This is a genomic window from Klebsiella spallanzanii (genome assembly GCF_902158555.1).
GTDB classification, from domain to species: Bacteria; Pseudomonadota; Gammaproteobacteria; order Enterobacterales; family Enterobacteriaceae; genus Klebsiella; species Klebsiella spallanzanii.
The window spans coordinates 59,496-71,714 of sequence record NZ_CABGGS010000008.1 but is presented as its reverse complement, the minus strand read 5'-3'; the positions used below and the strand labels follow the sequence as shown (position 1 = coordinate 71,714).

Genomic DNA, 12,219 nt, shown 5'->3' with positions numbered 1-12,219 from the left:
TGATTTCGTGTAACAACGTATTCAATAAACCTTACTTCCTAAGAAATAAGGGAAACTGTATTACTTGGTGATACGAGCCTGTGCATCTTTCAGCGCCGCATCGACGGTCTGACGGCCGCTAGCTGCGTTGATAACTGCGGTACGTACGGCATACCAGAAAGCGGACATCTGCGGGATGTTCGGCATGATTTCGCCTTTCTGGGCGTTCGCCATGGTGGCGGCGATACGCGGATCTTTTTCCAGTTTCTCCTGGAAGGATTTCAGCGCGACGGCACCCAGCGGTTTGTCTTTGTTCACTTCATCCAGACCCTGGTCGGTCATCAGGTAGTTTTCGAGGAACTCTTTCGCCAGTTCTTTGTTCGGGCTGGCGGCGTTAATACCGGCGCTCAGAACGCCAACGAACGGCTTGGATGCGTTGCCTTTAAAGGTTGGCAGCAGGGTAACACCGTAGTTAACCTTGCTCTTATCAATGTTAGACCACGCCCACGGACCGTTGATGGTCATCGCGGTTTCGCCCTTATTGAATGCCGCTTCCGCGATGGAGTAATCGGTATCGGCGTTCATGTGTTTGTTTTTGATAAGGTCAACCAGGAAGGTCAGGCCCGCTTTCGCGCCAGCGCTATCAACGCCGACGTTTTTCACGTCATATTTGCCGTTTTCAAATTTGAACGCGTAACCGCCGTCGGCAGCAATCAGCGGCCAGGTGAAGTACGGTTCTTGCAGGTTGAACATCAGCGCGCTCTTACCTTTCGCTTTCAGTTCTTTATCCAGCGCCGGGATCTCTTCCCAGGTTTTCGGCGGATTTGGCACCAGGTCTTTGTTATAAATCAGCGACAGCGCTTCTACGGCAACCGGATAGGCAATCAGCTTGCCGTTGTAGCGAACGGCATCCCAGGTGAACGGATAGAGTTTGTCCTGGAAGGCTTTGTCCGGGGTGATTTCCGCCAGCAGGCCTGATTGCGCATAGCCGCCGAAACGGTCGTGAGCCCAGAAGATGATGTCAGGGCCGTCACCGGTTGCGGCAACCTGTGGGAATTTCTCTTCCAGCTTGTCCGGGTGTTCTACGGAAACTTTAATGCCAGTGTCTTTTTCAAACTTTTTGCCCACTTCAGCGAGGCCGTTGTAGCCTTTGTCGCCGTTAATCCAGATAACCAGCTTACCTTCTTCAATTTTTGCGAGGGCAGAGGCGGAAAACATCATCGTGGTCAATGCAGACAGCGCGAGGATGCGAGCGCCAGTTTTGATTTTCATATACCCGTCCTATTTGGTGATGTGCTCGTGGATACACTTGGGTGGCTTAACGGTGATGAGTTTCCTTTGTTAACAACCTCTTTCCATCCTCCCTATGTCTACGCCCCATCCCCCATTTGTGTGATCTCCATTACAGAAATGCCGGTTATGAGTCCTGGAGCACATAAAAACGAGGCCATTTTTGCAGGCTACATCACGAAATCGGCTTCGGCCTGCGCACTCCGGCGGCGAGAGGCCATCTCTCATCCTCCCGCCTCCTCCCCCATAAAAAAGCCGGGGGGTGGAGGATTTACCACGTTTATGAATACCGCATAGTCAGCCCATCTTGAATGTGTCGTTAAGTGACAGGTTGTAACGAAGGGAGAAGGGCATGGCGAGCGTACAGCTGCGAAATGTAACGAAAGCCTGGGGTGACGTGGTGGTATCGAAAGATATCAATCTCGAGATCCAGGATGGGGAGTTCGTCGTGTTTGTTGGGCCATCGGGCTGCGGCAAATCCACCCTGCTGCGTATGATTGCCGGGCTGGAAACGGTGACCAGCGGCGATCTGCTGATTGGCGATACCCGAATGAATGATGTCCCGCCCGCCGAACGCGGCATCGGGATGGTGTTTCAGTCTTATGCGCTCTACCCCCACCTTTCCGTCGCGGAAAACATGTCTTTCGGCCTGAAGCTGGCTGGTGCCAAAAAAGATCTGATTAACCAGCGTGTTACCCAGGTAGCGGAAGTGCTACAGCTGGCTCATCTGCTGGAACGTAAACCAAAAGCGCTTTCCGGCGGTCAGCGCCAGCGTGTCGCGATTGGCCGTACCCTGGTGGCCGAACCGCGCGTTTTCCTGCTGGATGAACCGCTCTCTAACCTTGATGCCGCACTGCGCGTACAGATGCGTATTGAGATTTCCCGTCTGCATAAGCGCCTTGGCCGCACGATGATTTACGTGACCCACGACCAGGTGGAAGCGATGACCCTTGCCGACAAGATTGTGGTGCTGGATGCCGGTCGCGTCGCGCAGGTCGGGAAACCGCTTGAGCTTTATCACTACCCGGCGGATCGCTTCGTCGCGGGCTTTATTGGCTCGCCGAAGATGAACTTTCTGCCGGTCAAAGTTACTGCCACCGCCATTGAGCAGGTGCAGGTGGAGCTGCCTAACCGTCAGCAAATTTGGCTGCCGGTGGACAGCGCTCGCGTTCAGGTCGGCGCGAATATGTCCTTAGGGATTCGCCCGGAACATCTGCTGCCCAGCGATATCGCCGACGTCACCCTCGAAGGTGTGATTCAGGTGGTGGAACAGCTTGGTAACGAAACACAAATTCATATCCAGATCCCCGCCATCCGTCAAAACCTGGTTTACCGCCAGAACGACGTGGTGCTGGTCGAAGAGGGAGCCACATTCGCCATCGGCTTGCCGCCGGAGCGTTGCCATTTATTCCGTGAGGATGGCACCGCTTGTCGTCGGCTGCATAAAGAGCCGGGCGTGTAAGGCTTCCCATTAAAAAAACGTGCACCCTGGAGCGCCGCAAAACAGGCGCAACAACAGGCGAAACGTTCTAAGAAAAGCAATGATCTCAGGAGATAGAATGATGATTACTCTGCGCAAACTTCCACTGGCGGTCGCCGTTGCGGCAGGCGTTATGTCTGCTCAGGCGCTGGCCGTTGATTTCCATGGCTATGCTCGTTCTGGTATCGGCTGGACCGGTAGCGGCGGTGAACAACAGTGCTTTAAAGCCACTGGTGCTCAAAGCAAATACCGTCTTGGTAACGAATGCGAAACCTATGCCGAACTGAAGCTGGGCCAGGAGTTATGGAAAGAAGGTGATAAGAGTTTTTATTTCGATACTAACGTCGCTTATTCCGTAAATCAGGAAGATGACTGGGAAAGTACCTCTCCGGCGTTTCGTGAAGCTAACATCCAGGGTAAAAACCTGATTGACTGGTTGCCGGGTTCTACCCTGTGGGCCGGTAAGCGCTTCTACCAGCGTCATGACGTTCACATGATCGACTTCTACTACTGGGATATCTCCGGTCCGGGTGCAGGTCTGGAAAACGTTGACCTCGGCTTCGGTAAACTCTCTCTGGCAGCTACGCGTAACTCTGAAAGCGGTGGTTCTTACACTTTCTCCAGCGATGACACCAAGAAATTTGCTGCTAAAACCGCGAACGACGTCTTTGACGTACGTCTGGCCGGTTTGGAAATCAACCCAGGCGGCGTACTGGAGTTAGGCGTGGATTATGGCCGTGCTAACCCGCAGGACGATTATCGTCTGGTTGATGGCGCATCAAAAGATGGTTGGATGTTCACTGGTGAACACACTCAGTCTATTTGGGGCGGCTTTAACAAGTTTGTTGTTCAGTATGCGACTGATTCGATGACCTCCTGGAACACAGGGCACTCCCAGGGGACCAGCATTGATAACAACGGCAGCATGATCCGCGTTCTGGATCACGGTGCGATGGACTTCAATGATGATTGGGGCCTGATGTACGTTGCGATGTACCAGGATGTGGATCTGGATAGCAACAATGGTTCTACCTGGTACACCGTCGGTGTTCGTCCGATGTACAAATGGACGCCGATCATGAGCACCCAGTTGGAAGTCGGTTACGACAACGTGAAATCTCAGCGTACCAGCGAAAACAACAACCAGTACAAAATTACCTTGGCTCAGCAATGGCAGGCGGGTAACAGCGTCTGGTCCCGTCCGGCAATCCGTATTTTCGCCACCTACGCGAAATGGGATGAAAACTGGGGTAATAGCAACACCTCTGGTCTGCAAACTAAAGACAGCAGCGGTAATGGTCTCCTGACTAACAGCCGCGGTAACGATAGCGAAGTGACCTTCGGCGCGCAGATGGAAGTTTGGTGGTAACGCCACCGTAATCATGTAATGACACGGAGGGGCATCTGCCCCTCCTGATTATTCAGGATTAGCGCGCTATTGCCTGGCCACCGCTAAACCTATGCTATCCGAGGTGAGAACAATGAAAATGAAGAAAACTCTCGTCGCTCTGTGCTTATCCGCAGGGATGTTGGCATGTGCGCCGGGGATTAGCCTTGCCGACGTCAACTTTGTCCCGCAAAACACCAGCGCTGCCCCCACAATTCCTGGCGCTGCGCTACAGCAGCTAGTCTGGACGCCAGTCGACCAATCTAAAACGCAGTCCGTTGATTTAGTTACCGGAGGGCAACGTTTAGATGTTGCTGGTATCTCCGGCCCGGTAGCGGCCTGGAGCGTTCCGGCGAATATCGGCGAATTGACGCTGACGCTGAGTAGCGAAGTGAATAAGCAAAAACAGATTTTTGCGCCAAACGTACTGATTCTTGACCAGAATATGACGCCATCCGCGTTCTTCCCCAGCAGCTACTTTACCTACCAGCAGCCTGGCGTAATGACGGCGGATCGGCTTGAAGGCGTAATGCGTCTGACCCCAGCGTTAGGGCAGCAGAAGCTGTATGTGCTGGTCTTTACGACGGAAAAAGATTTACAACAAACGACTACCCTGCTGGATCCGGCAAAAGCTTACGCTAAAGGCGCAGGCAATGCTGTACCGGATATTCCGGACCCGATTGCCCGACATACCACCGATGGCGTGCTGAAGCTAAAAGTGAAAACCAATAGCGGCTCCAGCGTGCTGGTGGGTCCTCTGTTTGGCTCCTCCGGCAATGGCCCGGTGACCGTCGGTAATACCGCAGCGCCTGTCGCCGCTCCGGCTCCAGCCCCGGTGGCGAAAAGTGAGCCGATGCTTGATGATACTGAAACCTACTTCAACAACGGTATCAAACAGGCTGTCGCGAAAGGCGATATTGATAAGGCCCTGAAATTGATGAACGAAGCTGAACGTCTTGGCTCGAAGTCTGCTCGTTCCACCTTTATCAGCAGTGTAAAAGGCAAGGGGTGACCGTCTCCCCACAATGCTGATGTTTAGGCACAGCCTTTAGGTGCGCCCGTTCGGGCGCACTTTTTTTTATCGCGCGGCGGCCGCTGTTGCACGGCTGTTGCGCGGATGATCGTATATTGACGTTTGCCCGCCCTCCTTGTCCCATTCTGCGATACAATACCTGCTCGTTATGTACCGGAGATTCAGGCATGCCACATCCTGCGCTTACGCAACTGCGTGCGCTGCGTTATTTTGCCGCAATGCCCTTGCTGGACGCGCATCTGCGCGATTGGCTACTGCTGGAAGACTCAATGACCAAACGCTTTGAGCAGCAGAGGAAAAAAGTGAGCGTCATCATGGTTAACGAAGGCTTTGTTGGACGTGAAGCGCTGGCAGGTGAAGAGCCTCTGCTGCCGGATGAACCCCGCTACTGGCTGCGGGAAATTATCCTTTGCGCCAATGATGAACCCTGGCTGGCCGGTCGCACTGTCGTGCCTGAGTCGACGCTCAGCGGCCCCGAGCTGGCGCTGCAACAGCTGGGAAAAACTCCGCTGGGCCGCTATCTTTTTACGTCATCTACGCTAACCCGTGACTTTATTGAAATTGGTCGTAATGCAGAGCTTTGGGGGCGTCGTTCCCGCCTCCGACTGAGCGGCAAGCCGCTGCTGCTGACGGAACTGTTTTTGCCTGCATCACCGTTGTATTAAGAGGAAAATAAAATGGAGTGGAGTCTGACGCAGAACAAGCTGTTGGCGTTTCACCGCCTGATGCGTACTGACAAACCGATCGGCGCGCTGCTGCTACTGTGGCCGACGCTGTGGGCGCTGTGGGTGGCAACGCCGGGGATACCGCCGCTGTGGATCCTCGCCGTTTTTGTCGCCGGCGTCTGGCTGATGCGCGCCGCAGGCTGTGTGGTAAATGACTATGCCGATCGCAAGTTTGACGGCCACGTTAAGCGCACTGCCCGCCGCCCGCTGCCGAGCGGCGATGTGACCGAGAAAGAGGCGCGAACGCTGTTTGTTGTGTTGGTGCTGTTCTCGTTCCTGCTGGTGCTGACCTTAAACACGATGACCATTCTGCTGTCGGTTGCCGCTCTGGCGCTGGCCTGGGTCTATCCGTTTATGAAACGCTACACCCACCTGCCGCAGGTGGTGCTGGGCGCGGCGTTCGGCTGGTCGATTCCGATGGCGTTTTCAGCGGTGAGCGAATCCCTGCCGCTGAGCTGCTGGCTGATGTTTCTCGCCAATATTCTGTGGGCGGTGGCCTACGATACCCAGTATGCAATGGTCGACCGCGATGATGACGTGAAGATTGGCATTAAGTCGACGGCGATTCTGTTTGGCGACAACGACCGTTTAATTATTGGGATTTTACAGGTGGCGGTACTGGCGCTGATGGCGGTAGTGGGCTGGCTGAGCGGTCTGGGCTGGGAGTATTACTGGTCATTGTTTATCGCCGCAGCGCTGTTTGTCTGGCAGCAGAAGCTGATATTTAAACGTGAGCGCGACGACTGCTTTAAGGCGTTTTTAAACAATAACTACGTGGGACTGGTGCTGTTTCTTGGCCTGGCGATGGGGTATATGCAGTAGTTTGTGGTTTACCCGGCTTGCGGCGTAAACGCCTTAGCCGGGAGTTTTCTTCAAACGTTACGCTTCATCCTGAGTAACGCTTTCAATCGTTAGACGCACATCGGACGTAATTAGCACTGCCAGCATGCGGTAGATCTTCAACGTTTCTTCTGGTTCGGCATCTCCGGTATCACTGATATAGCCTTTGTCACGCAGGGTCAACACCAGCGTACTGAATACCGCTTTATCGAAGAACTCTGGCGCATTGATGCCGTGCAGCACGGACAGGCGCTGTGCCACGGTGCGGCTCTCTTTTTCCAGCGAGCTGCGGTTGATTGACGGATTAGCGCTCAGCAGCCAGAAGGTAATAGCGTAGCGCTGCAGCGTTTCGCGCGCGCCTGCGGCCAGCAGCTGTAAAGACCGTGCGTGAGATGGATTAACGCTCACCTCATCGTCGTTTACGGCGATCAGCCCCTGACGCTGCATTTCGGCAATCAGTGCATCGACGACACCCGCCAGTTCGGCTTCCTCCCAGCGCAAGAACAGCTCGGCCTTCAGGAACGGATAGAACATCTCGACATGGCGCAATATTTCAGCACGGGTAATACGACGATGCTGGGTGACGATGGCGGCCAACAGCGACGGCATCACCAGCATATGGGCGATATTGTTGCGGTAGTAAGTCATCAGTACCGCCTGCTCGCGCGGCAGAATGATGATATCGCCAATGGTGTCTTTCTCGACTTCGAACTTGTTCATCTGCAGCGCGTGGTCGATAAGCTCGCTGGCCGAGGCCGTTGGTGTGGTCGCATCCGGCGAGTAAGGCACATTGCGCAGCAGGGCGAGATAGCACTCCAGCTGTTCGGTGAGCTGTTCGCGGGTCAGAGAACGCTGACGCGATGCCAGCAGCGCGGTACAGCACAGGTTCATGGCGTTTGCCGCGCCGGCACTGTTGATGCGCACCATCAGATCCGAGGCGATGTTATTCACCGTCGGCGTCAGCCATGACGGACGAACGGCTTCAATAGGATCGATAGCTTCGCGCCAGTCCGGAACATGCTGGTTCAGATAAGCCATTAGCGGCAGCGGCTCGCCGAAGTTAACGTAGCCCTGGCCCAGGTTGCGCAGCTTGCTGAGGCCTTTCAACATCTGCGGCAGGTTCTCTTTCTCTTTCGTCGCCCCGCGCAGCTCTTTGGCGTAGGTACCCACTTCCATCACGTGCTCGTAGCCGATATAAATCGGTACCAGAGTGATTGGACGATTACCGCCGCGCAGCATAGCCTGAATGGTCATCGACAGAGTGCCGGTTTTCGGATCCAGCAGACGACCGGTACGTGAACGTCCGCCTTCAACGAAGTACTCCACCGAGTAGCCGCGACTGAACAGTTCGCCGAGATATTCGCGGAATACCGTTGAATAGAGCTTATTACCCTTGAACGTACGGCGAATAAAGAACGCGCCGCCGCGACGGAAGATCGGCCCGGCAGGCCAGAAGTTCAGGTTGATACCGGCGGCGATATGCGGCGGTACCAGACCCTGATGATAAATGACGTAAGAGAGCAGCAAATAGTCCATATGGCTGCGGTGGCACGGAACATAGACTATCTCGTGGCCTTCATGCGCCAGCTGGCGCACGCGCTCGGCGTTATGGACGTTAATGCCCTGATAGAGACGGTTCCAGGTGAAGCCCAGCACGCGGTCGGTCAGGCGGATCATCTCATAGGAGAAGTTTGCTGCTATCTCTTCCATCAGGGCGATAGCGTTTTGCTGCGCCTTCTCGTGGGAGATTTTTTTACTGCGCGCTTCGTCTTCTACCGCGCGAGCAATGGCTTTTGACGCCAGCAGTTTATTGAACAGATCCTGACGCGCTGGCAGGCGCGGGCCGACGGCGGCCAGCCGCTGACGGGCGAAGTGCATACGCGCCACGCGGGCCAGCTTTTGGGCGATAGTTTTATCGGTCCCGTGTTCGTCCGCCATCTTGCGCAGAGAGACCGAAGGCGAGAAACGCACAAAGCTGTCGCGGCCCAGCCACAGAACGGCGAAGAATTTTTGAATGCCGTTGAGCATGCGCAGAGGAGGATTAACCTCGCCTTTTTCACGCCCCGGCGCGCGGCCGAACATCACCGAAACGGGCACCATCTGCACGTCAAGGTCAGGATGATTGCGGTGCAGATCCAGATAGTCGTGAAATAGCTTGATGGACTCTTCTTTCGGCGTGTAATAGGTGAATACGCGTGGCCCGCCGTGGATAAATACGTAGCGCGGAAGCAGGGCGCCATCGATTTCCAGCGGCTCAAGCGGGTCCGGTAGATCATGCTCCAGACATTGAGCGCGCAGCGTCAGCAGGTCCGCCTTCGAATTGTAAGGCAGGACGTACATAATGGGGCGCGAAGTATCCAGGCCTAATTCCTGAGCAGGTTCTGCCGGAATTGACTTGCTTTTTACCAGCACCCTTAATGGTAAATTCAGTAATTTATAGTAAATTCGTTGCCAGCCAGACATAGACGATGTGAAGCCTCTGGTTAATCATGCAAATGCGCGGCAAGAATAACAGAAAGTGCGCATAATTTCCGTTGTAACGCGGCAAACGCGTACACTCATTGACGTCATTTACATAAAAAGGTTCGTTTGATGGCCAATAATACCACTGGGTTAACCCGAATTATTAAAGCGGCAGGATATTCCTGGAAAGGGTTCCGTGCAGCGTGGGTCAATGAGGCCGCATTTCGTCAGGAAGGTATCGCGGCCATTATTGCCGTGGCGATAGCCTGCTGGTTAGACGTCGATGCCATCACACGAGTTCTGCTGATAGGCTCGGTCCTGATAGTGATGATAGTTGAAATCATCAATAGCGCGATTGAAGCGGTTGTTGACCGTATTGGCCCGGAACATCACGAGCTTTCGGGGCGGGCCAAAGATATGGGGTCTGCAGCGGTGCTGCTGGCGATTATCATCGCGTTGATGACCTGGGGAACGCTATTGTGGGCGAATTACCGCTAAGACAGCCGTAGCTGCTCGCAAAACGGAAAGAAACTCCTGATTTTTGTGTGAAATGTGGTTCCAAAATCACCGTTAGCTGTATATACTCACAGCATAACTGTATATACACCCAGGGGGCGGAATGAAAGCGTTAACGACCAGGCAGCAAGAGGTGTTTGATCTCATTCGGGATCATATCAGCCAGACGGGCATGCCGCCGACGCGTGCGGAAATTGCTCAGCGCTTGGGGTTCCGTTCCCCAAACGCGGCGGAAGAGCACCTGAAAGCGCTGGCGCGTAAAGGCGCAATCGAGATCGTTTCCGGTGCCTCCCGCGGTATTCGTCTGCTGACGGAAGAAGAAACGGGCCTGCCGCTCATCGGCCGCGTTGCGGCAGGCGAGCCGCTGCTGGCGCAGCAGCATATCGAAGGCCACTATCAGGTCGATCCTGCCATGTTTAAGCCGAACGCCGATTTTCTGCTGCGCGTTAGCGGTATGTCGATGAAAGACATCGGTATTCTGGATGGCGACCTGCTGGCGGTACATAAAACTCAGGACGTGCGTAACGGTCAGGTGGTTGTGGCGCGCATCGATGAAGAAGTGACCGTCAAGCGTCTGAAAAAACAGGGTAACGTCGTCGAACTGCTGCCTGAAAATAGCGAATTTTCACCGATTGTGGTGGATTTGCGCGAACAGAATTTTACCATTGAAGGGCTGGCCGTCGGCGTAATTCGCAACGGCAACTGGCAATAATCTCTTCATCTCGCGGCATTATCCTCTCATATATGGTGCCGCGCTGTTTTTCCTCATTCGGGCTCTTCTCTCATGCTTTTTAACGCCGCTGACAAAGCCCTGTGGCGCTTAGCGCTGCCCATGATCTTCTCCAATATCACCGTCCCGCTGCTGGGGTTGGTGGATACCGCCGTTATTGGTCATCTGGACAGCCCGGTTTATCTGGGCGGTGTGGCAGTTGGCGCGACGGCAACCAGTTTCCTCTTCATGCTGCTTTTGTTCCTGCGAATGAGCACCACCGGGCTGACGGCGCAGGCCTATGGCGCAAAAGATCCGCAGCGGCTGGCGCGCGCGCTGGTGCAGCCGCTGGGCCTGGCGCTGATCGCAGGGATAGCGATTGTTCTCTTCAGGATCCCGTTAATAAACCTGGCGTTGCATATTGTCGGCGGCAGTGAAGCCGTGCTTGAACAGGCCCGGCGCTTCCTTGAAATCCGCTGGTTAAGCGCTCCGGCATCGTTGGCGAACCTGGTCCTGCTGGGCTGGCTGCTGGGTGTGCAGTACGCCAGAGCGCCGGTGATCCTGCTGGTGGTCGGCAACGTTCTTAACATTGTGCTCGATGTATGGCTGGTGATGGGCCTGCATATGAACGTGCAGGGGGCGGCGCTGGCAACGGTCACGGCAGAATACGCCACTTTCTTTATTGGCCTGCTGATGGCAAGGCGCGTGCTGGTCCTGCGCGGCGTCTCTCTGTCGATGCTGAAAAACGCCTGGCGCGGTGATATACGTCGCCTGCTGGCGCTGAATCGCGACATTATGCTGCGCTCACTGCTGCTACAGCTTTGTTTCGGGGCGGTGACGGTTTTTGGCGCTCGTCTTGGCACCGATGTGGTGGCGGTCAATGCGGTGCTGATGACGATGCTGACCTTTACCGCCTACGCGCTGGACGGTTTTGCTTATGCCGTCGAAGCGCACTCAGGGCAGGCCTACGGTGCGCGCGACGATAGCCAACTGCTTGAGGTCTGGCGCGCAGCCTGCCGTCAGTCGGGAATGGTGGCACTGGCGTTTGCGCTGATTTACGGCCTCGCTGGAGAGCAGATAATTGCTTTGCTGACGTCGCTACCTTCGCTGCAGCAGCTTGCCGACCGCTATCTGGTCTGGCAGATGATACTACCGGTCATTGGCGTCTGGTGTTACCTGCTGGACGGCATGTTTATCGGCGCGACGCGCGGTGCGGAGATGCGTAATAGCATGGCGGTGGCCGCAGCGGGATTTGCCCTGACGCTAATGACGGTGCCGGTTCTCGGCAACCATGGGCTATGGCTGGCGCTGACGGTGTTTCTTGCCCTGCGTGGCGCATCCCTGGCGGTTATCTGGCGGCGGCACTGGCAGCGTGGGACCTGGTTTTCGTAGTGCATTTTATTGTTATAATGGTTAAAGATTCCGAATAATAAATATTACCCAGAATACTCATCTATAGTTAAGTCATGTCCGGCACACAGCGGGCTGTTCATTCACCGAACTATCACCGAACGATGAGGAATGCATGATGAATAAAGACGAAATCGGCGGTAACTGGAAACAGCTGAAAGGTAAAGCAAAGGAACAATGGGGCAAACTTACCGACGATGATATGACCGTCATCGAGGGTAAGCGTGATCAGTTGGTCGGCAGAATTCAGGAACGCTATGGATACGCCAAAGACCAGGCCGAGAAAGAAGTGAAGGATTGGGAAACTAAAAACGATTATCGCTGGTAGCGAAAATATCGTGTTTTAACCCACTGTTATTGCCTGTTCTAACGATTTATACCCTAAAT

The 12,219-nt window shown here is 54.7% G+C and carries 11 protein-coding genes; 9 read left to right on the top strand and 2 right to left on the bottom strand.

Going from position 1 to position 12,219, the window contains the following annotated elements:
• Positions 1-60: 60 nt before the first annotated feature.
• Positions 61-1,251, bottom strand: coding sequence for a maltose/maltodextrin ABC transporter substrate-binding protein MalE (gene malE / locus FN082_RS10085; protein WP_139540808.1), 1,191 nt, complete (start codon positions 1,249-1,251; stop codon positions 61-63).
• Between the two features lie 370 nt (positions 1,252-1,621).
• On the opposite strand from malE, the gene malK reads away from it, so the two are divergent.
• The 5 genes from malK (at position 1,622) to ubiA (ending at position 6,716) form a co-directional block, all read left to right on the top strand.
• Positions 1,622-2,731, top strand: a complete 1,110-nt coding sequence (malK, locus tag FN082_RS10080; RefSeq protein WP_139540809.1) for a maltose/maltodextrin ABC transporter ATP-binding protein MalK — start codon at positions 1,622-1,624, stop codon at positions 2,729-2,731.
• A 97-nt stretch (positions 2,732-2,828) separates the two neighbouring features.
• Positions 2,829-4,118, top strand: coding sequence for a maltoporin (locus tag FN082_RS10075; protein ID WP_142462579.1), 1,290 nt, complete (start codon positions 2,829-2,831; stop codon positions 4,116-4,118).
• A 112-nt stretch (positions 4,119-4,230) separates the two neighbouring features.
• A complete protein-coding gene (gene malM / locus FN082_RS10070) occupies positions 4,231-5,148 on the top strand; it encodes a maltose operon protein MalM (protein ID WP_139540811.1) in 918 nt (305 codons plus the stop codon).
• 188 nt (positions 5,149-5,336) lie between these two features.
• Positions 5,337-5,834, top strand: coding sequence for a chorismate lyase (gene ubiC, locus FN082_RS10065; RefSeq protein WP_142981525.1), 498 nt, complete (start codon positions 5,337-5,339; stop codon positions 5,832-5,834).
• 12 nt (positions 5,835-5,846) lie between these two features.
• Entirely contained in the window at positions 5,847-6,716 is an 870-nt protein-coding gene (ubiA, locus tag FN082_RS10060) for a 4-hydroxybenzoate octaprenyltransferase (protein ID WP_139540813.1), read from the top strand.
• Positions 6,717-6,773: 57 nt separating this feature from the next.
• On the opposite strand, the gene plsB is transcribed toward ubiA, so the two are convergent.
• On the bottom strand, positions 6,774-9,197 hold the full coding sequence (gene plsB, locus FN082_RS10055) for a glycerol-3-phosphate 1-O-acyltransferase PlsB (protein WP_139540814.1): 2,424 nt from the start codon (positions 9,195-9,197) through the stop codon (positions 6,774-6,776).
• Between the two features lie 129 nt (positions 9,198-9,326).
• Between plsB and FN082_RS10050 the strand changes: the two genes are divergently transcribed.
• The 4 genes from FN082_RS10050 to FN082_RS10035 all read left to right on the top strand — a co-directional run bounded on the left by FN082_RS10050 (position 9,327) and on the right by FN082_RS10035 (position 12,160).
• Positions 9,327-9,695, top strand: coding sequence for a diacylglycerol kinase (locus tag FN082_RS10050; protein ID WP_139540815.1), 369 nt, complete (start codon positions 9,327-9,329; stop codon positions 9,693-9,695).
• A gap of 121 nt (positions 9,696-9,816) precedes the next feature.
• Positions 9,817-10,425: a transcriptional repressor LexA gene (gene lexA, locus FN082_RS10045; RefSeq protein WP_139540816.1), complete on the top strand. Its 609-nt coding sequence runs from the start codon at positions 9,817-9,819 to the stop codon at positions 10,423-10,425.
• A gap of 72 nt (positions 10,426-10,497) precedes the next feature.
• Positions 10,498-11,814: an MATE family efflux transporter DinF gene (dinF, locus tag FN082_RS10040; protein ID WP_139540817.1), complete on the top strand. Its 1,317-nt coding sequence runs from the start codon at positions 10,498-10,500 to the stop codon at positions 11,812-11,814.
• A gap of 136 nt (positions 11,815-11,950) precedes the next feature.
• Positions 11,951-12,160, top strand: a complete 210-nt coding sequence (locus FN082_RS10035) for a CsbD family protein (RefSeq protein WP_110274589.1) — start codon at positions 11,951-11,953, stop codon at positions 12,158-12,160.
• The last annotated feature ends 59 nt before the right edge of the window (positions 12,161-12,219 follow it).

Coding starts and splice junctions, on each gene's coding strand:
- malE (WP_139540808.1), bottom strand. CDS start 1,251: ATGAAAATCAAAACTGGCGCTCGCATCCTCGCGCTGTCTGCATTGACC.
- malK (WP_139540809.1), top strand. CDS start 1,622: ATGGCGAGCGTACAGCTGCGAAATGTAACGAAAGCCTGGGGTGACGTG.
- FN082_RS10075 (WP_142462579.1), top strand. CDS start 2,829: ATGATGATTACTCTGCGCAAACTTCCACTGGCGGTCGCCGTTGCGGCA.
- malM (WP_139540811.1), top strand. CDS start 4,231: ATGAAAATGAAGAAAACTCTCGTCGCTCTGTGCTTATCCGCAGGGATG.
- ubiC (WP_142981525.1), top strand. CDS start 5,337: ATGCCACATCCTGCGCTTACGCAACTGCGTGCGCTGCGTTATTTTGCC.
- ubiA (WP_139540813.1), top strand. CDS start 5,847: ATGGAGTGGAGTCTGACGCAGAACAAGCTGTTGGCGTTTCACCGCCTG.
- plsB (WP_139540814.1), bottom strand. CDS start 9,197: ATGTCTGGCTGGCAACGAATTTACTATAAATTACTGAATTTACCATTA.
- FN082_RS10050 (WP_139540815.1), top strand. CDS start 9,327: ATGGCCAATAATACCACTGGGTTAACCCGAATTATTAAAGCGGCAGGA.
- lexA (WP_139540816.1), top strand. CDS start 9,817: ATGAAAGCGTTAACGACCAGGCAGCAAGAGGTGTTTGATCTCATTCGG.
- dinF (WP_139540817.1), top strand. CDS start 10,498: ATGCTTTTTAACGCCGCTGACAAAGCCCTGTGGCGCTTAGCGCTGCCC.
- FN082_RS10035 (WP_110274589.1), top strand. CDS start 11,951: ATGAATAAAGACGAAATCGGCGGTAACTGGAAACAGCTGAAAGGTAAA.